Origin of the sequence: Actinosynnema sp. NPDC053489, assembly GCF_044544865.1 — a bacterium.
GTDB lineage: Bacteria > Actinomycetota > Actinomycetes > Mycobacteriales > Pseudonocardiaceae > Actinosynnema.
Window position 1 is genome coordinate 131,500 of record NZ_JBITXT010000016.1, and the last position, 24,511, is coordinate 156,010.

Here is a 24,511-nt window from a genome sequence, read left to right on the forward strand (position 1 = left end):
TGGAAGGCCGTTTCCTCCGTGTAAAGGATATGAGGAAACCCCTGGTCAGGATACTTGTAAGGCGCTCTGTCGATGGTCCCGTCCGGGGTTGTCACCCTTATCGTTGCGAACGTGCGGGGTGCCGCTAGGGGGGCACTAGGGGTTGTCGCTCATCCGACCCGGCACATAGTTTTGCCATATGGCAGCTGTGGTCGAATTAACCGATTCCATTGTTGCGAAGGCACCTCCTTCCGAATATCTCGCGGCGCACGTCGTCGCGGCCGACGTGAACATGTTCGGAATCGCTGACGACAAGGACGTCAGGAAATCGATCAGGGTCGGCCCGGTGCCCATGCCGGACCTCGCGCCGGACGAGGTGCTCGTCGCGGTGATGGCCAGCTCGATCAACTACAACACCGTGTGGTCGGCGACGTTCGAGCCGGTGCCCACCTTCGACTTCCTGCGCCGCTACGGCAAGCAGGGCGGCTACGCGGCCCGTCACGACGTGCCGCACCACGTGCTCGGGTCCGACGCCGCGGGCGTGGTGGTGCGGGTCGGCGACGGCGTGCGGCACTGGAAGGCGGGCGACCACGTGGTGGTCAGCTGCGTCCACGTGGACGACCAGCAGCCCGCCACGCACGGTGACGCGATGCTCGGCTCCGACCAGCGGATCTGGGGTTTCGAGACGAACTTCGGCGGCTTGGCGCACTACGCCGTGGTGCGGGCGAGCCAGCTGCTCGCCAAGCCACCGCACCTCACCTGGGAGGAAGCGGCCTCCGTGCTGCTGTGCGCGAGCACCTCCTACCGGATGCTGGTCGGCGCCAACGGCGCGCGGATCAAGCAGGGCGACGTCGTGCTGATCTGGGGCGCGACCGGCGGCCTCGGCGCCTACGCCGTGCAGCTCGTCAAGAACGGCGGCGGTATCCCGGTCGGGGTGGTCGGCTCGGAGGAGAAGGCGGAGCTGGCGCGCCGCCTCGGGTGCGACGTGGTCATCAACCGCGCCGAGGTCGGCCTGACCACCCCGCGCGACGGCGCGCACGCGATCGAGCTGGGCAAGGCGCTCGGCCGGGTGATCCGCCGGGAGGTCGGCGAGGACCCGCACGTCGCGTTCGACTACATCGGCCGCGCCACGTTCGGCATCTCGGTGTTCGTCGTGCGCAAGGGCGGCGTCGTGGTCACGTGCGGGTCGAGCACCGGGTACCTGCACGAGTTCGACAACCGCTACCTGTGGATGAACCTCAAGCGGATCATCGGCAGCCACGCCGCGAACCTCCAGGAGCAGTGGGAGGTCAACCGGCTGTTCCACCTCGGCCACCTCGTCCCGGTGCTGTCCGCGGTGCACCCGCTGGAGGACGTCGGCGAGGCGGCCCGGGCGGTCCAGCTCAACGAGCACACCGGGAAGGTCGGCGTGCTGTGCCTGGCGCCCGAGCCCGGTCTGGGCGTGACGGACACCGGGCTGCGCGCCCGGATCGGGGAAGAGCGCCTCAACCTGCTGCGGGGGTGACGTGATGACGGCGATGCGCGAACGGGTCGAGGACCCGGAACCGGCCGGGAGCATGCGGGACCGGGTCGAGGAGCTGGCGGCGCTGCGCGACGCGGTGCTGGAGGGCGAGGACCCGGCGGCCACGCGCCGGCAGCACGAGAAGGGCAAGCTCACCCCGCACGAGCGCATCGGGCTGCTGCTCGACGAGGGCAGCTTCCACGAGATCGAGCCGTTCCGCAGGCACCGCGCGGTCGGGTTCGGCATGGAGCACCGCAAGCCCCACAGCGACGGCGTCGTCACGGGCTGGGGCACGGTGGAAGGCCGCACGGTGTTCGTCTACGCGCACGACTTCCGGATCTTCGGCGGCGCGCTGGGCGAGGCGCACGCCGAGAAGATCCACAAGGTGATGGACCTCGCCGCCGCGGCGGGCGCGCCCCTGGTCGGGCTCAACGACGGCGCGGGCGCCCGGATCCAGGAGGGCGTCACCGCGCTCGCCGGGTACGGAGGCATCTTCCAGCGCCACGTGCGCAACTCCGGCGTCATCCCGCAGGTGTCGGTGATGCTCGGCCCGTGCGCGGGCGGCGCGGCCTACTCGCCCGCGCTCACCGACTTCGTGTTCATGGTGCGCGACACCTCGCAGATGTTCATCACCGGACCGGACGTCGTCCAGGCCGTCACCGGCGAACGGGTGGACATGAACGGCCTGGGCGGCGCGGACGTGCACGCCGACGTGTCGGGCGTGGCCACCTTCGCCCACGACGACGAGGAGACGTGCCTGGCCGAGGTGCGCTACCTGCTGTCGCTGCTGCCCTCCAACAACCGCGAGCTGCCGCCGGTCGAGCGGTCCGGCGACCCGGCCGACCGCCGCACCGACGCGCTGCTCGACCTGGTGCCCGCCGACCCCCAGCAGTCCTACGACATGCGGCACGTGATCGCGGAGGTCGCCGACGACGGCGAGTTCTTCGAGATCAGCCCGACCTGGGCGCGCAACGTGCTGTGCGGCCTGGTCCGCCTGGACGGCCACGTGACCGGCGTGATCGCCAACCAGCCCGCCGCCCTGGCCGGCGTGCTGGACATCCAGGCGAGCGAGAAGGCCGCGCGGTTCGTGCAGATGTGCGACGCGTTCAACATCCCGCTGGTGACGCTGGTGGACGTGCCGGGGTTCCTGCCCGGGGTGGCGCAAGAGCACGGCGGCATCATCCGGCACGGCGCGAAGCTGCTCTACGCCTACTGCAACGCGACCGTGCCGCGGGTCCAGCTCATCCTGCGCAAGGCCTACGGCGGCGCCTACATCGTGATGGACTCCCGGTCCATCGGCTGCGACCTGTCGCTGGCCTGGCCGACCAACGAGATCGCGGTCATGGGCGCCGAGGGGGCCGCCAACGTGATCTTCCGCCGGGAGATCGCCGCGGCCGACGACCCCGCCGCCGTGCGGTCGCAGAAGATCAAGGAGTACCGCAGCGAGCTGCTGCACCCCTACTACGCGGCCGAACGCGGCCTGGTCGACGACGTGATCGACCCGCGGCAGACGCGGCTCACGCTCGTGCGCGCGCTGGAGATGCTGCGCGGCAAGCACGCCGACCTGCCGTCCCGCAAGCACGGAAACCCGCCGGTCTGATGACGGCTCAGCCATCCATCCAGGTGATCCGGGGCGGCGTCCCAGACGACGCGGAGCTCGGCGCGCTGACCGCGGTCCTGCTGGCCCTCGCGTCGGGGCCGCGGCCGGAGCACGCCGGCACCGCGGAACGCCGCCGGGCCGGGTGGGACCGCGACAACCCCCAGCGGTTCCGCCCGGCTGGGTCCTGGCGCTCGTGAGGAGTTCAGACGTGCAGCCCAGACAGTCCATCGGCATCCTCGGGACGGGTTCCTACCTGCCCAAGGACGAAGTCGGCAACGCCGAGATCGCGGAGCGGGTCGGGGTGACCCCCGAGTGGATCGAGCGCAAGACCCACATCCGCACCCGCCGCTACGCCGCACCCGGCGAGGCCACCTCGGACCTCGCCGTGCAGGCGGCCGGGTTCGCGCTGGAGCACGCGGCGCTGGACGCCGAGCGGATCGACTACCTGGTCGTCGCCACCTCCACCGGTGACCACCCGCAGCCGCCGACCGCCCACATCGTGCAGCACGCGCTGGGCGCCACGCGGGCGGCGTGCCTGGACATCAACGTGGTGTGCAGCGGGTTCGTCTACGGGCTCGCCCTGGCGCACAGCCTGGTGGCGAACAAGCCCGGCGCGCACGCGCTCGTCGTGGCCGCGGACACCTACTCGCGCATCGTGGACCACCGCGACCGGCGCACGGCGGTGCTGTTCGCCGACGGCGCGGGCGCCGCCGTGGTCGGTCCCGGCGCCGACGGCGGGATCATCGAGTTCGACCTGGTCGGCAGGGGCGAGGCGCGGCACCTGATCCGGGTGGAGGCGGGCGGCAGCCGGATGCCCGCGTCCCCGGCGACGGTCGCCGACGGCAGCCACCACTTCCGCATGGAGGGCCGCGAGGTCCGCGAGTTCGTCGAGCGCGAGCTGCCGCTGGCGCTCGCCGGGCTCGCCGCGCGCGCCGGGGTGGAACTGTCCGAAGTGGACCACTTCGTGCCGCACCAGGCCAACGGCGTGATGATCGACGAGCTGGTGCGCGCCTCCGGCCTCACCGCCGCCACCACGCACCGCACGCTGGAGAAGTACGGCAACGTCGGCAGCGCCTCGGTCGCCGTCACGCTCGACGAGGCGAACCGGGCGGGTCGGCTCGCGCCCGGTGACCTGGTGCTGCTGTCCGCGTTCGGTGGCGGCATGGCCATCGGCTCGTGCCTGATGAGGTGGGCCGCCTGATGAGCGGGATCAAGAAGATCGGGGTCGTCGGCTGCGGCACCATGGGCGCGGGCATCGCCGAGGTCGCCGCGCGGGCGGGGTTGGACGTGCTGGTGGTCGTGTCCCGCCCGGCGTCCGAGGCGCGCGGTCGCGCGCTGATCACCGCGTCGCTGGACCGGGCGTTGCGCAAGGAGAAGATCACCGGGGCGGAGCGGGACGCCGCGCTGGCCGGCATCGCGTTCACCACCGACCTCGGCGACCTCGCCGACCGGCAGCTCGTGGTCGAGGCCACCACCGAGGACGAGGACGCGAAGTTCGGCGTGTTCCGCGCGCTGGACGCGGCCGTGGGCGAGGCGGACGCCATCCTCGCCTCGACCACCTCCTCGATCCCGATCGCCCGGCTGGCCAAGGCCGTCGCGCGGCCGGGCCGGGTCATCGGCGTGCACTTCTTCAACCCGGTGCCCGCGCTGCCCCTGGTGGAGCTGATCCCGTCGCTGCTGACCGACGACGACGTCTACGACCGCACCGAGCGGTTCGTCACCGACGTGCTGGGCAAGCAGCCCGTGCGCTGCGGCGACCGCGCCGGGTTCGTGGTCAACGCGCTGCTGATCCCGTACCTGCTCGCCGCAATCCGCATGGTGGAGACCGGCTTCTCCACCGCCGAGCAGGTGGACCGGGCGATGACGCTCGGCTGCGCCCACCCCATGGGCCCGCTGGCGCTGGCGGACCTGATCGGCCTGGACACCGTGGCCGCGATCGCGGAGGCGATGTACCAGGAGTTCCGCGAACCTCTCTACAGCCCGCCGCACCTGTTGCAGCGCATGGTCGACGCCGGCCTGCTCGGCCGCAAGGCCGGCCGCGGGTTCCACACCTACCTGCCGTGACGCGTGGAGGCACGATGACCAACGCGGACCTTCCCACCGACGCCGTGGCCGTCGTCGGGATCGCCTGCCGCTTCCCCGGCGCGGCCGACCCGGACGCGTACTGGGCGCTGCTGCGCGCCGGCGGCGAGGCGATCGGCCCGCCGCCGCCCGGGCGCGACCTGCCGCCGACGCTGCGCGCGGGCTTCCTGGAGCGGGTGGACGAGTTCGACGCCGGGTTCTTCGGCATCTCGCCCCGCGAGGCGGCCGCCGTCGACCCGCAGCAGCGCCTGGCGCTGGAACTGGCCTGGGAGGCCTGGGAGGACGCCGGGATCGTGCCGCCGGGCGCGCCGGGCGACGCGGTCGCGCGGGCGGCCGACGACACGGGCGTGTTCCTCGGCGCGATCTGGGACGACTACGCGCGGCTCGGCGGCCCGGTCACCCGGTACACCGCCACCGGCGGCAGCCGGGGCATGATCGCCAACCGGGTGTCGTACCTGCTCGGGCTGGGCGGCCCGTCGCTGGTGGTGGACGCCGGGCAGTCGTCGTCGCTGGTCGCGGTGCACCTGGCGGCGGAGAGCGTGCGGCGTGGCGAGTCCCGGGTGGCGCTCGCGGGCGGGGTGAACCTCGCCGTCGGCGCGGAGACCTTCGAGGTGAACCGGGCGTTCGGCGCGCTGTCCCCGGACGGCCGCAGCTACACCTTCGACGCCCGCGCCAACGGGTACGTGCGCGGCGAGGGCGGCGGGGTCGTGGTGCTCAAGCGCCTGGCCGACGCCGTGCGCGACGGCGACCGGGTGCACGCCGTGCTGCTCGGCGGCGCGGTCAACAACGACGGCGGGGGCGTGACGCTCACCGCGCCGGCGCAGGAGGGGCAGGAGCGGGTGCTGCGCGCGGCCTACGCCCGCGCCGGGGTGGACCCGGCCGAGGTGGCGTTCGTCGAGCTGCACGGCACGGGCACGCCGACGGGCGACCCGGTGGAGGCCGCCGCGCTCGGTGCCGTGCTGGGCACCGGTCGGGCCGCGCCGCTGCCGGTCGGGTCGGCCAAGACCAACATCGGCCACCTGGAGGGCGCGGCGGGCATCGCCGGGTTCGTCAAGGCGGTGCTGTGCCTGCGGGAGCGGACCCTCGCGCCCAGCCTGAACTTCGCCACGCCCAACCCCGCCATCCCGCTCGACCGGCTGGGCCTGCGGGTGAACGACGCGCCGCGCCCGCTGCCCGCCGGGGCGCGGGCCGGGGTCAGCTCCTTCGGCATGGGCGGCACGAACGCGCACGTCGTGCTGGCCGCGTGGGACGCCGGAGCCGCTGCGCCGGGAGCGGCGGGAGGCGGGACGGCCGGGGAGGCGCCGGCCGGTCCGGTGCCCGTGCTGCTGTCCGCGCGCAGTCGTGAGGCGCTGGCCGCGCAGGCGCGGCGGATCGCCGCGCTCGACGCCCCGCCCGCCGACGTGGCGCACTCGCTCGCCACGACCCGCACGCACTTCGAGTACCGGGCCGTCGAGTGGACGACCGACCTGGCGTCCCTGCGCGACTTCGACCCGACCGGCGTGACGCCCGTCGTGCGCGGTGGGCTCGCGGTGCTGTTCACCGGGCAGGGCAGCCAGTGGGCCGGGATGGGCCGCGGCCTGTACGAGGCGCACCCGGTGTTCGCCGCCGCGTTCGACGAGGTGTGCGCCCACTTGGATCCGGGGCTCAAGACCGTGGTGTTCGGCGACGACGACGCGGTGCTCGCCCGAACCGGCCACACGCAGTCCGCGTTGTTCGCGTTCGAGGTCGCGTTGTTCCGGCTGCTCCAGCACCACGGCGTGACGCCCGACTTCCTCATGGGCCACTCGATCGGCGAACTCACCGCCGCGCACGTGTCCGGGGTGCTCTCGCTGGAGGACGCCGCCGCGCTCGTCGCCGCCCGGGGCCGGCTCATGCAGGCCCTGCCGGCCGGCGGCGCGATGGTGTCCATCCGCGCCACCGAGGACGAGGTGCGGGCCGCCCTGGTCGACGGGGTGTCGATCGCCGCCGTCAACGGCCCGCGCTCGACCGTGGTGTCGGGTGCCGCCGAGGCGGTGCGGCGCGTGGCCGCCGGGTTCGCCCGGACCCGCGAGCTGAACGTCAGCCACGCCTTCCACTCACCGCTCATGGAGCCGGTGCTCGCCGAGTTCCGGCGCGTCGCGGAGGGCCTCACCCACCACGAGCCGCGCCTGCCGATCGTGTCCAACCTGACCGGTGACGTGGTCGGCGGGTTCACCGCCGACCACTGGGTCCGCCACGTCCGCGAGGCCGTGCGGTTCCACGACGGCGTCCGGGCGCTGGAGGGGCGCGGTGTCCGCACGTTCCTCGAAGTCGGCCCGAAAGCCGTGCTCAGCGTCATGGGCCGCGACTGCGCGGTCGAGCCCGACACCGCGTTCGTCGCCACCGCCCGGTCGCACCGCGGCGAGGTCGACGCCCTGCGCGCCGCCCTGGGCGACCTGCACTCCCGCGGCGCGCGCGTCGACTGGACGACGCTGGTCACCGGCCGCCGGATCACCCTGCCGACCTACCCGTTCCAACGGCGGCGGCACTGGCTCGGCGAGGCGGCCGACGACACCGGGCCCGCACCGGCCGCGGTGGCGGACGTGGCCGCGCTGGTCCGCGCCGAGGTCGCGGCCGTGCTCGGCGCGGACCCCGCCGCGGTCGAGTTCGACCGCACGTTCCAGGCGCTCGGGTTCGACTCCGTGATGGGCGTGGAGCTGGGTGACCGGCTCACGGCCGCCACCGGCGCGCGGGTGCCCGCGACCCTGGTGTTCGACCACCCCACCGCCGACGCCGTCACCCGTCACCTGCGCGAGCTGCTGGACGGCGCGCCCGTCGAACACCGAACGCCGGCCCGCGCGGTCGAGCGGGACGACGACCCGGTCGCCATCGTCGGCATGTCCGTGCGGCTGCCCGGCGGCGTCGAGTCGCCCGACGACTTCTGGCGGCTGCTGACCGAGGGAAGGGACGCCATCGGCGGGTTCCCCACCGACCGCGGCTGGGACCTGGCGGCGCTGCACGACCCGGACCCCGAGCGCACCGGCACCTCCTACACCCGCCACGGCGGCTTCCTGGCCGACGTGGCCGGGTTCGACGCCGCGTTCTTCGGGATCTCGCCGCGCGAGGCGCTGGCGATGGACCCCCAGCAGCGGCTGTTCCTGGAGACCTCGTGGGAGGCGGTCGAGGGGGCGGGCATCGACCCGGGGTCGTTGCGTGGCAGCGACACCGGCGTGTTCGCGGGCGTCATGTACCACGACTACGGGGCGGGCAACGACGACCCGACCGCCGAGGGCTTCCGCATGACCGGCGGCGCGGGCAGCGTCGTGTCCGGCCGCGTGGCCTACGCGCTCGGCCTGGAGGGCCCGGCCCTCAGCGTGGACACCGCGTGCTCCTCCTCCCTGGTCGCGCTGCACCTGGCGGTGCGGGCGCTGCGCTCGGGGGAGTGCTCCCTCGCGATCGCGGGCGGTGTCACGGTGCTGTCCTCGCCGTTCACCTTCGTGGAGTTCTCCCGCCAGCGCGGGCTGAGCCGGGACGGCCGCTGCCGGTCGTTCGCGGCGGCGGCCGACGGCACCGGCTGGGCCGAGGGCGTCGCCGTGCTCGTCGTGGAACGGCTGTCCGACGCGCGCCGCCACGGCCACCCGGTGCTGGCGCTGGTGCGCGGCACGGCGGTCAACCAGGACGGCGCCTCCAACGGCCTCACCGCCCCCAACGGGCCGGCGCAGCAGCGGGTCATCCGGGCCGCGCTGGCCGACGCTGGCCTGGAACCGTCCGAAGTGGACACCGTGGAGGCGCACGGCACGGGCACCCGCCTGGGCGACCCGATCGAGGCGCAGGCCCTGCTCGCGACCTACGGCCGCGACCGCGAGGAGCCGGTGTGGCTCGGCTCGGTCAAGTCCAACATCGGCCACACCCAGGCCGCCGCCGGCGCGGCGGGCGTGGTGAAGACCGTGCTGGCCCTGCGCCACGGCCTGCTGCCGCGCACCCTGCACGTGGACGCGCCGTCACCCCGGGTCGACTGGTCCTCCGGGCGGGTCGAGCTGCTCACCGAGGCGCGGCCCTGGCCGGAGGCCGGACGCCCGCGCCGCGCGGCGGTGTCGTCGTTCGGCATCAGCGGCACCAACGCGCACGTGATCATCGAGCAGGCGCCCGCCGAGGACGGGGCCGGGTCGGACCCCGTTGGATCGGACCCCGTTGGATCGGACCCCGTTGGATCGGACCTCGCCGGTGTGGCGCTGCCCGTGTCCGCCCGCACCCCCGAGGCGCTCACCGCGCAGACCGGGCGGTTGGCCGCGTTCCTGGCCGAGCACCCGGAGCTGCGCGCGGTCGACGTGGCGCACACCCTCGGCCTGCGGGCCGCCCAGCCGCACCGCGCCGTGCTCCGCGACGGCGTGGAGCTGGACCGCGGCGAACCCGGCGGTGGGCTCGCGCTGCTGTTCACCGGCCAGGGCAGCCAGCAGCCGGGGATGGGGCGCGAGCTGCGCGAGCGGTTCCCCGTGTTCGCCGCGGCGTTCGAGGAGGTGTGCCGGGCGCTGGACGTCGAGCTGGACCGGCCGCTGCGCGACGTCGTGGACGGCGACCCGGAGGCGCTGGACACCACCGCCTACACCCAGCCCGCGCTGTTCGCGTTCGAGGTCGCGCTGTTCCGGCTGCTCGAGTCGTGGGGCGTCGTGCCGAGCCACCTCGCCGGGCACTCGGTCGGCGAGCTGGTCGCCGCGCACGTCGCCGGCGTGCTGTCGCTGCCGGACGCGGCGACCCTGGTCGTCGCGCGCGGCCGGCTGATGCAGGAGCTGCCCGCGGGCGGCGCGATGGTCTCGATCCTCGCCACCGAGGCCGAGGTCCGCGCCGCCCTGGTCGACGGCGTCGCGATCGCCGCGGTCAACGGGCCCGCCTCCACCGTCATCTCCGGTGACGGGGACGCGGTGGCGCGGGTCGCGGCCGGGTTCGAGCGGACCCGGCCGCTGCGGGTGAGCCACGCGTTCCACTCGCACCTGATGGAGCCGGTGCTGGAGGACTTCCGGCGCGTCGCGGAGAAGCTGACCTACCACGAGCCGCGCGTGCCGATCGTGTCGAACGTGACCGGCGCGGTGGCGGGGCCGGAGCTGCGCACCGCCGACTACTGGGTGCGGCACGTGCGCGAGGCGGTGCGGTTCGCCGACGGCGTGCCGGCGTTGCGCGCCGAGGGCGTGACCACCTTCCTGGAGGTCGGCCCGGACGCGGTGCTCACCGGCATGGCCCGCGACTGCCTGCCCGACGACGACGTGGTGTTCGCGCCGACCCTGCGCCGCGGCAAGCCGGAGACCGCGGCGCTGCTGGAAGGCGTGGCACGGGCGTGGGCGCGCGGTGCCCGGGTCGACTGGCCGCGGGTGTTCGCGCCCTTCACGCCCCGCGTGGTGCAGCTGCCCGGGTACCCGTTCGAGCACCGGCGGTTCTGGCTCGCGCCGTCGACCGGCGGCGAGCGCGGCGGTCACCCGCTGTTCGGCCGGTCCGTGCCACTGGCCGCCACCGACGGTCTGGTGCGCACCGCCGCGCTGTCCCTGGCCGACCACCCGTGGCTCGCCGACCACGCCATCCTCGGCACGGTCGTGCTGCCCGCCGCCGCCGTGGTCGACCTCGCCCTGGTCACCGCCGCCGAACTGGGCTGCGCGGGGGTCGAGGAGCTGACGCTGGAAGCGCCGATCACCCTGCCCGAGCGGGGGTCGGTGCAGGTGCAGCTGACCGTGAGCGGACCCGGCGCGGACGGCGCGCGCCCGTTCGAGGTGCACTTCCGCTCCGGCGACCGACCGTGGGCGCGGCACGCCACCGGTGTGCTCGGCGCGGTGCCCGACGCGCCGGCCGCGGCCTGGGACCCCGCCGCCGAACCCGTGGACCTCACCGGGTGGTACGCGGCCCTGGCCGACGGCGGGTTCGACTACGGCCCGGCGTTCCGGGGCCTGCGGGCCGCGACCCGGCGCGGCGCGGAGGTGTTCGCCGAGGTCGAGCTGACCGACGGGCTGGACGGCGCCGGGTTCGCCCTGCACCCGGTGCTGCTCGACGCCGTGCTGCACGCCATCGGGCTGGGCGCGCTGCCGCCCGTCGAGGGCCGCACCCGGCTGCCGTTCGCGTGGACGGGCGTGCGGCTGCACCGCCCCGGCACGACCGCCGTCCGCGCCCGGGTCGCCCCGGTCGGCGACTCGGCGGTGTCGATCGCCCTCCTCGACGTTGACGGCGCGCCGGTGGCGTCGGTCGCGTCCCTGACCGTGCGCGCGGTGTCGCCGGACAAGCTGGTCGACACCGACGACGCCCTCCTGGACCTGGCTTGGTCGCCCACCGCCGTCCCCGGCGGCCAAGCCACCCCGGTCGCCGTCCACCGCGTCGCGACCCCGGCGGGAAACCCCCAGTCCGCCGTCCGCGACGCGGTGGCGGCGGCGTTGGGCGCGGTGCACGCGCACCTCGCGTCCGACGACCCCGCGCCGCTCGTCCTGGTGACCCGCGACGCCACCGGCGCCGCCCCCGACCCGGCGCACGCCGCGGTGTGGGGCCTGGTGCGGTCCGCCCAGACCGAGCACCCCGGCCGGTTCGTGCTGCTGGACACCGACCGCGACGTCACCGACGGGCAGGTCGCGACGGCCGCCGCGACGGGCGAACCCCAGGTGGCCCTGCGGGACGGCACGCCGCTCGTGCCGCGCCTGGCCCGCGTCACGCCGATCGCCGCGACCCGGCGCTGGGACCCCGACGGCACGGTCCTCGTCACCGGCGCGACCGGCGCGCTGGGCGCGCTGGTGGCCAGGCACCTGGTGACCGGCCACGGCGTGCGGCACCTGCTGCTGGCCTCCCGGCGCACCGCGGACCCGGCGTTCGTGGACGAGCTGACCGCGCTCGGCGCGACCGTGACCGCGGTGCCGTGCGACGTGGCCGACCGGGACGCGGTGCGGGCGCTGCTGGCCGCCGTGCCCGCCGAGCACCCCCTGACGGCGGTCGTGCACTCGGCCGGCGTGCTCGACGACGCGCCGGTCGACGCGCTCACCCCCGAGCGGGTGGACACCGTGCTGCGGCCCAAGGCCGACGCCGCGTGGCACCTGCACGAGCTGACCCGCGACCTCGACCTGCGCGGGTTCGTGCTGTTCTCCTCTGCGTCCGGCGTGCTCGGCGCGGCCGGGCAGGCCAACTACGCGGCGGCCAACTCGTTCCTCGACGCGCTGGCCCGCCGCCGCCACGCCGAGGGCCTGCCCGCCACCTCGCTGTCCTGGGCGCCGTGGGCCGAGCTGGGCATGGCGGGCGCGCTGGACCGGGCGCAGCTCGACCGCCTCGCCCGGATCGGCATGACCGCGCTGCCCACCGCGGACGGTCTCGGGCTGTTCGACGCCGCGCTGCGGCTGGACCACCCGCACCTGGTGCTGCTGCGGCCCGACCGGGCGCTGGCCGACCCGCCGCCGCTGCTGCGCGGCCTGGTGCGGCCCCGACCCGCCGCCACCGCCCCGAACACGGGCCCGGACACCGGCTCGGCCGACCGGCTCGCCCGGGTGGCGCCCGCCGAACGGGGCAAGGCCGTGCTGGACCTGGTCCGCGCCGAGGTGGCCCGGGTGCTCGACCACCCGGACCCGGTGGGCGTGGACGTGCGGCGCGGCTTCAAGGAGCTGGGCCTGGACTCGCTGACGTCGGTGGAGCTGCGCAACCGGCTCAACCGCGCGTCCGGCCTGCGCCTGTCGCCGACCGCGATCTTCAACTACCCGACGCCGCAGGCGTTGGCCGAGCACGTGCTCGCCGAGCTGTTCCCCGACCCGGGTGCGCCCGACGGCGCGGCGGACGCCGATCCCGACGTGCTCGACCCCGCGATGGGCATCGACCCCGACGCGGGCATCGACGTCGCCGGGATCGACGACCTGGACGTGGCAGACCTGATCCGCCTGGCCCGCGCGGGCACCGAGGACTCCGGCAGGGGTGAGGGAGAGCGATGACCGACAACGACACCCTGGTCGCGGCGCTGCGCGACGCGGTCAAGGAGATCGCCCGGCTGAAGCAGACCAACGCGAAGCTGGTCCGGGCCGCGGCGGAGCCCATCGCGATCGTGGGCATGAGCTGCCGGCTGCCCGGCGGCGTCACCTCGCCCGAGGACCTGTGGCGGCTGGTGGAGAGCGGCGGCGACGGGATCGGCGGGTTCCCCGCCGACCGCGGCTGGGACCTCGGCCGGCTCTACGACCCCGACCCCGACCGGACCGGGACGACCACCTCCGACCAGGGCGGCTTCCTGCTCGACGCGGCCGAGTTCGACGCCGGGTTCTTCGGCATCTCGCCGCGCGAGGCCCTGGCGATGGACCCCCAGCAGCGGCTGCTGCTGGAAGGCTGCTGGGACGTCGTCGAACGCGCCGGGATCGACCCGCTGTCGTTGCGCGGCAGCCGCACCGGCGTGTTCGCGGGCCTGATGTACCACGACTACGCGAAGGGCGTGGCCGAGCTGCCCGAGGGCGTCGAGGGCCTGCGGGTCACCGGCGGCGCGGGCAGCGTCCTGTCCGGCCGCGTCTCGTTCACCCTCGGGTTGGAGGGTCCGTCGGTCACCGTCGACACCGCCTGCTCGTCCTCCCTGGTCGCGCTGCACCTGGCCGCGCAGTCGCTGCGGGCCGGCGAGTGCTCGCTGGCGATCGCGGGCGGCGTCACCGTCATGGCCACGCCCGAGACGTTCGTGGAGTTCTCCCGGCAGCGGGGCCTGAGCCCGGACGGCCGGTGCAAGTCGTTCGCCGCCGCGGCCGACGGCACCGGGTGGGCCGAGGGCGTGGCCGTGCTGCTGGTCGAACGGCTCTCCGACGCCGAACGCCTCGGGCACGACGTCCTCGCGGTGCTGCGCGGTTCGGCGGTCAACCAGGACGGCGCGTCCAACGGCCTCACGGCGCCCAACGGCCCGTCGCAGGAACGCGTGATCAGGGCGGCGCTGGCCGGCGCCGGGTTGTCCACCCGGGACGTCGACCTGGTGGAGGCGCACGGCACGGGCACCCGCCTGGGCGACCCGATCGAGGCCTCCGCGCTGCTGGCCACCTACGGCCGCGACCGCGAGGAGCCGGTGTGGCTCGGCTCGGTCAAGTCCAACATCGGCCACACCCAGGCCGCCGCCGGCGCGGCCGGGGTGATCAAGGTCGTCGAGGCCATGCGCCACGGCGTCATGCCGCCCACGCTGCACGTGGACGAGCCGTCGCCGTACGTGGACTGGGAGTCCGGCGGCGTGGCGCTGCTGACCGAGGGCCGGCCGTGGCCCGAGCGCGACCGGCCGCGCCGCGCCGCGGTGTCCTCGTTCGGCATCAGCGGCACGAACGCGCACGTGGTGCTGGAGGAGTACCGGCCCGCGCCGCGGCCCGCGACCCCCGAACCGACCGGTCCCGTGCCGCACGTCCTGGCCGCCAAGGACCCCGTCGCGCTGGCGGCGCAGGCGGCGCGGCTGCACGGGCACCTGGTGGCGCGACCGGAGCTGAACCCGGTCGACGTCGCGCACTCGCTGGCCACCACCCGCGCCGCCTTCGACCACCGGGCCGTCGTGCTTGCCTCTTCCACGGCGGAGCTGCGGAGGAGGCTGGAGCGGTTCCCCGCCGGGTCCGTCGTCGGCGAGGTCGCCGGCGGCGGGCTGGCCGTGCTGTTCACCGGGCAGGGCAGCCAGCGCGTCGCGATGGGCGGCGGGCTGCGCGAGGCCCACCCGGTGTTCGCCGCGGCCTTCGACGAGGTGTGCGCCCACCTCGACCCGCACCTGGACCGGCCGCTCGCCGACGTGCTCGCCGACGGCGACCTGCTCGACCGCACCCGCTACACCCAGGCCGGGCTGTTCGCCCTCGAGGTCGCGCTGTACCGGCTGGTGGAGAGCCTGGGCGTGCGGGTCGACCACGTCGCCGGCCACTCCGTCGGGGAGCTGACCGCCGCGCACGTCGCCGGGGTGCTGTCGCTGCCCGACGCGGCGGCCCTGGTCGCCGCCCGGGGTCGGCTGATGCAGGAGCTGCCCGCCGGCGGCGGGATGCTGTCCGTGCTCGCCTCGGCCGAGCAGGTCGCCGACCTGCGCTCGGACCGGCTCGCGCTGGCCGCGGTGAACACGCCCGGCTCCGTCGTGCTCTCCGGCGACGGTGACGCGGTCGCCGAGGCCGAGGCGGAGCTGGCCGCGCGCGGCCACAAGACCCGCCGGCTGCGGGTGAGCCACGCGTTCCACTCGCACCTGATGGAGCCGATGCTCGCGGAGTTCCGGCGGGTCGCGTCGGGGCTCGCCTTCCACCCGCCGCGGCTCCCGATCGCGTCGAACCTCACCGGCGGCGCGGTGCCGGTCGAGGAGATCACCTCGCCCGAGTACTGGGTGCGGCACGTGCGCGAGGCCGTCCGGTTCGCCGACGGCGTGCGGTGGCTGCGCGGCGAGGGCGTCACCACCTTCCTGGAGCTGGGCCCGGACGCCGTGCTCACCGCGATGGGCCGGGAGACGCTGGCCGACGACGGCCAGGTGGCGTTCACCTCCGCGTTGCGGCGCGAGAAGGACGAGGCCACCACCCTCCTCACCGCGCTGGCCGAGGTGCACGTGCGCGGCGTGGACGTGGCCTTCGACCGGCTGCTGCCCACCGCGCGACGGGTGGACCTGCCGACCTACCCGTTCCGGCGGCAGCGGTACTGGCTCGCGCCCGAGGTCGGGCGGACCGCCGGCACGTGGCGCTACGAGGTCGCGTGGACCCCGCTGCCTGCCGTGACCGAGCCCGCGCCGGGCCGGTGGCTGGTCCTGGCGCCCCCGTCGGGGCAGGGCGTGGACGCGTGCGTCGAGGCGCTGGAGGCCGCGGGCCTGGGCGCCACCGTGGCGCGCGACGTGACCGCGCTCGAAGACGGGTTCGCCGGCGTGCTGTCCCTGCTGGCGCTGGACGACCACCCCGGGGAGGCCCTGGCCGCCACCCTCGCCCTCCTCCGGACCGGTCCCGACGTCCCCGTGTGGGTGCTCACCCGCGGCGGCGTCACCACCGGACCCGACGACCCCGCCCCCGACCCGGCCGCGGCACGGCTGTGGGCGCTCGGCCGCACGGCCGCCGTCGAGCTGCCCCGCCGGTGGGGCGGCCTGGTCGACGTGCCCGACGACACCGGGTTCGCGCTCCTGCCCGCGCTGCTCGCGGGCGAGGAGGACCAGCTCGCCGTGCGCGGCGGCCGGGTGCTGGCCCGCCGCCTGGTGCGCGCCGAGCCCCGACCCGCGGGCCCGGCGTGGACCCCGCGCGGCGTCGTGCGGGTGCACGGCGCGGACGAGGCGATCGCCGAGCCGGTCGCGCGGTACCTGGCCGAGGCGGGGGCGGAGCACCTCGTGCTGGCCACCGCGAGCGGCGCGCTGCCCGCGTTCGCGGCCGACCTCGCCGCCGGGGGTGTCCGGGTGACGGCGGCGGCCGACGCGACCGACCTGGCCGCGGACGCGGTCGTCCACCTCGCCCCGGTCGGCGGCACGACCCCGCTGGCCGACCTCACCCCGGCGGACCTCGCCGCACCCGAGGTCGACGACTCCGCACCCGTGTTCGTCGCCCTGACCTCCATCGCGGGCGTCTGGGGCAGCGGCGGCCAGGCCGCCTCCGGCGCGGTGAGCGCCCACCTGGACGCGGTGGCCGAGGCGGTGCGCGGGCGGGGCGGGCACGGCGTCACCGTGGCGCTCGGGCCGTGGGAGTCCGGCGTGACCTCGACCGAGGAGACCGAACGCCGCCGTCAGCTCACCCGCTTCGGGCTCGTGCCGATGCCCGCGGCCGGGGCCGTCGCGGCGCTGGCGGAGGTGTTCGGGCGCGGCGAGTCCGGGCTCGTGCTCGCCGACGTCGACTGGTCCCGGTTCGCCCCCGCCTACACCGCCGCCCGGCCCAGCCCGCTGCTGGCCGCGCTCCCCGAGGCCGCCCGGGCGCTCGCCGAGGTCCCCGACGACGACCGCGGCGACCTGGCCGCCGAGCTGGCGGGCAAGACCGAGGCGGAACGGGAGCGGCACCTGCTCGGCATCGTGCTGGCCGAGGTGGCCGGGGTGCTCGGGCACGACTCCACCGACGCCGTCGAACCGCGCCGGGCACTGCGCGAGCTGGGCTTCGACTCGCTGGCCGCCGTGACGCTGCGGAACCGGCTCGCCGCCGCCACCGGCCTCGCGCTGCCCGCCACGCTCGCGTTCGACCACCCCACCCCGGTCGCGGTGGCCGCCTTCCTCGGCGCGCTCGCCGTGCCGGCGGAGCCCGCGGTGTCGGTCGACGAGCAGTTGGACGCCCTGCGCCGGGCCGTCGACACCGCACCCGACGACGACGCCCGCGGCGCCCTGGTGGCCCGGCTGCGGGACTTCCTCGGCGACCTGGTGGCGACCGCGCCCGAACCGGCCGTGCGCATCGACGACGACACCAGCGACGAGGACCTGTTCGCCCTGCTCGACCACGAACTGCGCTGACCGGCGGACCCAGGAGGAGAGAGCGCCATGTCCGACGAGCAGAAGCTCCGCGAGTACCTCAAACGCGCGACCGTCGAGTTGCGGGAGACCCGACGGCGCCTCGAGGAGGTCCAGGACAAGCACCACGAGCCGATCGCCATCGTCGGCATGGCGTGCCGCTTCCCCGGTGGCGTCACCTCGCCGGAGGACCTGTGGCGGCTGGTCGAGGACGAGGTGGACGCCGTCGCCGGCTTCCCGACCGACCGCGACTGGGACGTCGACGGCGTCTACGGCGAGGACCCCGACGAACCGGGCAAGACCTACGTCAGGGAAGGCGGCTTCCTGTACGACGCGGGCGACTTCGACGCCGAGTTCTTCGGCATCTCGCCGCGCGAGGCGCTGGTGGTCGACCCGCAGCACCGGCTGCTGCTGGAGGTGACCTGGGAGGCGTTCGAACGGGCCGGGATCGACCCCACCACCCTGCGCGGCGGGCGGGTCGGCGTGTACGCGGGGGCGGTCACCAACGACTACGCCGCCCTGCTGGCCACGTCGACCGACGACGTCGAGGCCTACCGGATGACCGGTGCGGCGCAGAGCGTGCTGTCCGGCCGGGTCGCCTACGCGCTCGGCTTCGAGGGCCCCGCGATCACCGTCGACAGCGCGTGCTCCACCTCGCTGGTCGGCCTGCACCTGGCGATGCAGGCGCTGCGCCGCGACGAGTGCTCGATGGCCGTGGTCGGCGCGGCGACGGTGATGGCGACCCCGATCTCCTACGTGGACTTCAGCCGCCAGCGGGGCTTCGCCCGCGACGCGCGGGTGAAGGCGTTCGCCGAGGCCGCGGACGGCACCAGCTTCTCCGAGGGCGTCGGCGCGCTGGTGGTCGAGCGCCTGTCGGACGCCCGCCGGCTCGGCCACCCGGTGCTGGCCGTGGTGCGCGGCTCGGCGGTGAACCAGGACGGCGCGTCCAACGGCCTCACCGCGCCCAACGGGCCCTCGCAGGTGCGGGTGATCGAGCAGGCGCTCGCCTCCGCCCGGCTCACCAGCGGTGACGTGGACGCGGTCGAGGCGCACGGCACGGGCACCACGCTGGGCGACCCGATCGAGGCGCAGGCGCTGATCGCCACCTACGGCCGCCGCCCGGCCGGCGACCCGCTGTGGCTCGGCTCGGTGAAGTCCAACCTGGGCCACACGCTCGCCGCCGCCGGCCTGGCCGGGGTGATGAAGATGGTGCTGGCCATGCGGCACGGCCGGTTGCCGCGCACCCTGCACGTGGACGCGCCGACGTCCCACGTGGACTGGGGCGCCGGCGCGGTGCGGCTGCTCACCGAGCCCCGCGAGTGGCCCGGTCGGGACCGGCCGCGCCGGGCCGGCGTGTCCGCGTTCGGCATGAGCGGCACCAACGCGCACGTGATCCTGGAAGAGGCGCCGCCCGCCGAGGCGGGGCCCGAGCACACCGGGACCACCGGCGCGGCCCTGCCGCTGGTGCTGTCGGGCCGCGGGTCCGCCGCCCTGGCCGCGCAGGCGCGGCGGCTGCACGACCACCTGCTGGAGCACGACCTGCCGCTCGACGACGTGGCCTACTCCCTGCTCACGACCCGCGCGGCGCTGAGCCACCGCGCCGTCGTCGCCGGCGGTGACCGGGACGCGGCGCTGGCCGCGTTGGCCGCCCTGGCCCGCGGCGAGTCCTCCGACGACCTCGTGACCGGCGTCGTCACCGACACCGGGCGGACCGTGTTCGTCTTCCCCGGCCAGGGCTCCCAGTGGGAGGGCATGGCGCTGGACCTGCTGGACCGCAGCCCGGTGTTCGCGCGCCGGTTGCGCGAGTGCGCCGCGGCGGTGGAGCGGCACGTGCCGTGGTCGGTCGAGGGCGTGCTGCGCGGTGCCGCCGACGCGCCCGCGCTGGACCGCATCGAGGTGCTGCAACCCGTGCTGTTCGCGGTGATGGTGTCGCTGGCCGCGCTGTGGCGCTCGCACGGCCTGGAACCGGACGCCGTGGTGGGCCACTCGCAGGGCGAGGTCGCCGCGGCCTGCGTGTCCGGCGCGCTGTCGGTCGAGGACGGCGCGAAGCTGATCGTGCTGCGCTCGCAGCTGTTCGCCGACGAGCTGGTGGGGCGCGGCGCGGTCGCGTCGATCGCCGCCGGTCGCGCCGAGGTCGAGCCCCTGCTGGGCGACCGGCTGTCCATCGGCGGCGTCAACGGCCCGCGCGCCGTCACCGTGGTCGGACCGGTGGACGCGCTGGAGGAGCTGGTCGCCGCGGTGACCGCGCGCGGCGCGCGGGCCCGGATCATCGCCTCCACCGTCGCCTCGCACGGCCCCCAGGTCGACCCGCTGCACGACCGGATCATCGAGCTGCTGTCGTTCGTCCGGCCGCGCGCGGGCACCGTGCCGCTGTACTCCACGGTCACCGGCGCGGTCCTCGACGGCTCCGAGCTGGACGCCCGCTACTGGTTCGAGAACTGCCGCCGCCCGGTCGGCTTCGAGCCGGTCGTGCGGGCGCTGCTGGCCGACGGCTTCCGCACCTTCGTCGAGGTGAGCCCGCACCCCGTGCTCACCGCGGGGGTGGACGCGATCGCCGAGGACGCCGACGTCGACGTCGTGGCGGTCGGCACGCTGCGGCGGGACGCGGGCGACCCGCGCCGGTTCCACCGGTCGCTGGCCGAGGCGCACGTGCGCGGCGTGGGCGTCGACTGGTCCCCGCTGCACGAGCGGCTGCCCGTCCGCCGCGTCGACCTGCCCACGTACGCCTTCCAGCGCCGCCGCTACTGGGCCCGGGGTGCCACGAGCCCCGCCGTCGTGGACCGCTTCGCCGGGACCGGGGTCGGCGCGCTCGACGTGCGCGGCGTCGACCGCGCCGAGCAGGTCCGGTTGGTCGGCGAGCGGGTGCGGGTGGAGATCGCCGCCGTGCTCAAGCAGCCCGACCTGGACGCGGTGGTGATGAACCGGCCGCTGCTCGAGATGGGGCTCGACTCGCTGACCACGGTCGAGCTGCGCAACCGCCTGACCGCCGCCACGGGCGTGAAGCTCACCGCCCGCGAGATCGTCGAGCTGCGCACCCCCGAAGCCCTGGTCGGCCACCTGCGCGCCCTGCTCGGCGGTGACGTGGCCACCGAGCGCCCGGAGGTCGTCGCCGAGTTCGAGCGGGCCCGCGCGGAGGGCGCGGCGGCCGCGTTCGTGGAGCGGCTGGTCGCCGACAGCGCGCGGCGGCCGGCGTTCGACTCGCCCGCCGGGGCCGCGGCCGCCGACCCGCTGCGGCTGGCCACCGGACCCGGCGGACCCAAGCTCGTGTGCCTGCCGATCGCGTTCGCCGACTCCGGGCCGCTGCAGTACGCCGGGTTCGCCCGGCGGTTCGCGGGGGAGCGGGACGTGGTGGCGCTGACCATGCCCGGCTTCACCGACGGCGAGCCGGTGCCCGCGAGCCTGCACGTCCTCGCCGAGCACGTCGCCGAGGTCGTGGCGAAGGTCGTCGGCGACGAGCCGTACGTCCTGGTCGGCTACTCCTCGGGCGGGCTGATCGCGCACACCGCCGTGCCGCTGCTGGCCCGCGCGGGCCTCGCGCCGGCGGGCCTGGCGCTGCTGGACACCTACCCGTGGGACGCCCCGATCGTCTCCGCGATCCGGCCGCGGCTGTTCGAGGGCATCGCCGCGCGGCTCACCGAGGTCACCGCCGCGCAGCTCACCGCGATGGGCGCCTACCTGCGGCTGCTGGACGAGTGGCGGCCCGGCGCGGTCGCGACGCCCACGCTGCTCGTGCGGGCGACGAGCCCCGTGCCCGAGTGGCCGCGGGAGGCCACGTCCGGCGACGGCTGGCGGGCGTCCTGGCCCGACGCGGACGTCGTGGACGTCGAAGGCGACCACTTCACGATCGTGGAGTCGCACGTCGGGGGCGCCGCGGCCGCGGTCGCGTCCTGGCTGGGGCGGGAAGGCGGGGTGCGACGGTGAAGACGAGGACGACCGTGCTGATCATCGGCGCCGGGCCGTGCGGCATCACGGCCGGGGTGGAGCTGCTGAAGCTGGGCGTGCCGGTGCGGCTGGTGGAGGCGGCCACCGAGAGGGCGGTGGGCACGCGGGCGCTGCAGCTGTGGCCGCCCGCGCTGGAGATCTACGAGTCCCTGGGCATCCTGGACGAGGCCCGGCGGCTCGGCGTCACCGTCCGCACCAACGTCTACGACATGGCGGGCGGCAAGGTGCTGCGCATCGCCCTGGGGCCGGAGAACGAACCACTGCTGCTGCCCCAGGAGCACACCGCGCGGCTGCTGGAGGAGTCGCTGGAACGCCTGGGCGGCAAGGTGGAGCGCGGGGTGCGGTTCACCGACCTCGAGGTCGGCCCGGACTCGGTCACGGTGCGGCTCGACGGGCCGTCCGGGGAGGAGCTGGTCGAGGCCGACTGGGTCATCGCCGCCGACGGCGTGCGCAGCGGCGTGCGGGAGCGGCTGGGCATCGGGTTCCCCGGCCAGCGCGTGCCGACCAACCTGATCCTCGCCGAGGGCCGCATCGCCGGCGACTTCGAGGAGGGCGCGGTGCACTACTTCCTCGGGCGCAGCGGCTCGCTGGTGTTCGCGCCGATGCGCGGCGGGCGCGTCCGCGTGTCGGCGCCGATCCCACCGGACCTGCCCATCGACGCCGGGGGCGTGCAGCGGCTGCTGGACGAGCGCGGCCCCGGCGACCTCCGGGTGGTCGACCTCGACCACATCGGCACGTTCTCCAGCTCCGAGCGGATCGCCGCGTCGCTGCGCCGCGGCCGGGTGTTCCTGGTCGGGGACGCCGCGCACACCCACTCCCCGCTGGGCGGCCAGGGCCTCAACCTCGGCCTGCAGGACGTGCACAACCTCACCTGGAAGCTGGCGGGCGTCATCGGCGGCCGGTTCGACCCGACCGTGCTCGACAGCTACGAGGTGGAGCGCAGGCAGGCGGCCGAGCAGATCGTCGGCATGACCGCCCGCATGATGCGGATGTTCATGCTCGGACCGGCCGCCGCCCGCGTCCGCAACGCCGCCTGGGGCGCGCTGGAGCGGACCGGGGCGCTGCGCCGCTGGTTCGTGCCGCTGCTGGCGGGCTGGAAGGTCCGCTACTCCGACGAGCTGCTGCGCGCCACCGGGAAACCGGGCCGCGTGCGCCCCGGCACCCGCACCCCGCACTGGGTGCCCCGGCGCGACCACGGCGGCGCGCTGCGCCTGCTCACCACCGGCAGCTCCGGCGCCCCGCTGGTCGCCCGGGCCCGCGCGCTGGCCGACCGCAACGCCTCGCTGGTCGAGCACGACCACCTGACCGGCCGCCCCGGCGGCTTCCTCCTGCTGCGCCCGGACGGCTACGTGGCCGCGTCGGGCACCACCCCGGCCGAGCTGACCGAGGTCGAGGCGCGGGTGCGGGCGCTGGCCGGGAGGTCGCGGTGAGCGCCGACCGGAGCCTGGAGACCGGCCTGCGCACGGGCCGCCTCGACGTGGACCTGCTCGCCGCGTTCCCCGAGCAGGACGAGGCCGACCGCGCCGCGGGCGACCGGTGGGTGGCGCGGGCCGCGGCGTTCACGGAGGCCGCCGTGCCCGACCCCGACGAGGTGGACCGCACCCGGCGGCTCCCCGACGGCCTGATCGACGGCCTGCGCCGCCAGGGCTTCCTGACGGCCGCGTTCCCCGCCGAGCTCGGTGGCGCGGCGCTGTCGCCCTACAACGTGGTCCGGGTGGTGGCCGCCGCCGCGCGGCACTCCGTGCCGGTCGGGCAGGTCATCGCCATCCAGGCCGGGGTCGGCGCCGGCGCGCTGTACCCCGCGCTGCCCGAGGGGTCGTTGCGGGACATGGTCCGCGAGCGCATCGCCGGCGGCGCGCTGTCCGGGTTCGGCGACACCGACCGGGCCGGGCAGAACAACCGGCTGCCGCGGATGACCGCCACCCCGGACGGCGACGACGTCGTGCTGCACGGCGAGAAGCTGTTCACCGGCAACGGCCCGGTGGCCGACCTGCTCGCCGTGTCCGCCACCCTCGACGGCGGCATCTGCGTGTGCTTCGTGGACACCGCGGACCCCGGCTTCTCCGTCGAGTCCACGGTGGACTTCACCGGCAGCGCCGGGCTGCCCAACGGCGCGCTGCGCTTCGACGGCGTGCGCGTGCCGCGCGAGCACGTGCTGTCCGGCGCGGAGGGGCAGCTCCGGCTGCCCGCGGTGATCAACTCCATCGCCTTCCTCGGTCGCCTGTACTTCACCGGCGCCCCCGCGCTGGCGGTGGCGCGCAACTGCCTGGAGTGGACCCGCGACTTCGTCACCCGGCGGTCCGTGGACGGCAGGCCCCTCGCCGACTACGACCGCGTGCAGCGCATGGTGGCCAGGGCGATGGCCGACGTGTACGCGATGGACAGCGTCGCCCGGTGGAGCCTGGTCGGCGGCGGCATCACCGACCGGTGGCTGGAGCGGTTCGTCGCCAAGAACGTCCTCACCCGCACCGCGTGGAAGCTCGTCGACCGCACGATCGCGCTGATGGGCGCCGAAGGGCTGGAGACGGTGGCGAGCAAGCGCCGCCGCGGCGCGCCGCCGCTGCCCGTCGAGCGGGCCCTGCGCGACGCCCGCGGCTTCCGGATGGCGGGCAACGTCGACGTCCGGCTGGACGACCAGGCCGCGACGCTGCTGCTGGCCGCCGACCGCACCGGGACGCGGCCGCTGCCCGACGAGGGCGGGGTGGACCTGCGCGCGCTGGACCTGACCCCGCGCAACCAGGAGCACCTCGCCGCGCTCGCGCAGCAGACGCGGTGGTTCGCGCGGTCGTGCGCCGAGGCGGCCCGCCGCCCGCGCGCGGACCTCGCGGAGGACCAGGAGTTCCTGGTCACCACCGGGCGCCTCGCGGCGGAGCTGGTGTCGGTGTCCGCCGTGCTGGCGCGCACGAACGCGCTCGGCACCGGCGAGGCGCAGGAGCTCGCGGACGTGCACTGCACGGCCGCGCTGGACCGGTTGTCGGTGCTGTGGCGCAGGCTGCGGCGCGACGGGCAGCCGGACCACCACAAGATCAGCCGAGGGTGGCTGACCGGATCGACGTTCCCCTCCCTGACCACCACGTGAAGG

General features: G+C 75.7%; 8 protein-coding genes and 2 pseudogenes. All 10 read left to right on the forward strand.

What is annotated here, in order from left to right; all coding sequences use genetic code 11:
- Positions 1 to 178: 178 nt before the first annotated feature.
- The 10 genes and pseudogenes from ccrA to ACIGNX_RS30025 all read left to right on the forward strand — a co-directional run bounded on the left by ccrA (position 179) and on the right by ACIGNX_RS30025 (position 24,508).
- Positions 179 to 1,483: a crotonyl-CoA carboxylase/reductase gene (gene ccrA / locus ACIGNX_RS29980; RefSeq protein ID WP_396544179.1), complete on the forward strand. Its 1,305-nt coding sequence runs from the start codon at positions 179 to 181 to the stop codon at positions 1,481 to 1,483.
- 52 nt (positions 1,484 to 1,535) lie between these two features.
- Entirely contained in the window at positions 1,536 to 3,080 is a 1,545-nt protein-coding gene (locus ACIGNX_RS29985) for an acyl-CoA carboxylase subunit beta (protein WP_396544199.1), read from the forward strand.
- On the forward strand, positions 3,080 to 3,277 hold the full coding sequence (locus tag ACIGNX_RS29990) for an acyl-CoA carboxylase epsilon subunit (protein ID WP_396544180.1): 198 nt from the start codon (positions 3,080 to 3,082) through the stop codon (positions 3,275 to 3,277). Before ACIGNX_RS29985 ends, ACIGNX_RS29990 begins: the two co-directional genes overlap by 1 nt.
- A gap of 11 nt (positions 3,278 to 3,288) precedes the next feature.
- A complete protein-coding gene (locus ACIGNX_RS29995; RefSeq protein ID WP_396544181.1) occupies positions 3,289 to 4,281 on the forward strand; it encodes a 3-oxoacyl-ACP synthase III family protein in 993 nt (330 codons plus the stop codon).
- Complete coding sequence (locus ACIGNX_RS30000) at positions 4,281 to 5,144, forward strand: 3-hydroxybutyryl-CoA dehydrogenase (RefSeq protein WP_396544182.1); 864 nt, start codon at positions 4,281 to 4,283, stop codon at positions 5,142 to 5,144. The genes ACIGNX_RS29995 and ACIGNX_RS30000 overlap by 1 nt, the downstream gene beginning before the upstream one ends.
- A 14-nt stretch (positions 5,145 to 5,158) precedes the next feature.
- Entirely contained in the window at positions 5,159 to 13,054 is a 7,896-nt protein-coding gene (locus ACIGNX_RS30005) for a type I polyketide synthase (protein WP_396544183.1), read from the forward strand.
- 56 nt (positions 13,055 to 13,110) lie between these two features.
- Positions 13,111 to 17,250, forward strand: a pseudogene (locus ACIGNX_RS30010) (type I polyketide synthase); the annotation flags it as partial.
- Between the two features lie 297 nt (positions 17,251 to 17,547).
- Positions 17,548 to 21,408: pseudogene (locus tag ACIGNX_RS30015) on the forward strand (type I polyketide synthase); the annotation flags it as partial.
- Positions 21,405 to 22,859: an FAD-dependent monooxygenase gene (locus ACIGNX_RS30020; RefSeq protein WP_396544184.1), complete on the forward strand. Its 1,455-nt coding sequence runs from the start codon at positions 21,405 to 21,407 to the stop codon at positions 22,857 to 22,859. The pseudogene ACIGNX_RS30015 and the gene ACIGNX_RS30020, both read left to right, overlap by 4 nt.
- Positions 22,856 to 24,508, forward strand: a complete 1,653-nt coding sequence (locus ACIGNX_RS30025) for an acyl-CoA dehydrogenase family protein (protein ID WP_396544185.1) — start codon at positions 22,856 to 22,858, stop codon at positions 24,506 to 24,508. Before ACIGNX_RS30020 ends, ACIGNX_RS30025 begins: the two co-directional genes overlap by 4 nt.
- Positions 24,509 to 24,511 lie beyond the last annotated feature (3 nt).

Excerpts from the sequence above, each read along its gene's own strand:
- ccrA (WP_396544179.1), top strand. The coding sequence starts at position 179 with ATGGCAGCTGTGGTCGAATTAACCGATTCCATTGTTGCGAAGGCACCT.
- ACIGNX_RS29985 (WP_396544199.1), top strand. The coding sequence starts at position 1,536 with ATGCGGGACCGGGTCGAGGAGCTGGCGGCGCTGCGCGACGCGGTGCTG.
- ACIGNX_RS29990 (WP_396544180.1), top strand. The coding sequence starts at position 3,080 with ATGACGGCTCAGCCATCCATCCAGGTGATCCGGGGCGGCGTCCCAGAC.
- ACIGNX_RS30000 (WP_396544182.1), top strand. The coding sequence starts at position 4,281 with ATGAGCGGGATCAAGAAGATCGGGGTCGTCGGCTGCGGCACCATGGGC.
- ACIGNX_RS30005 (WP_396544183.1), top strand. The coding sequence starts at position 5,159 with ATGACCAACGCGGACCTTCCCACCGACGCCGTGGCCGTCGTCGGGATC.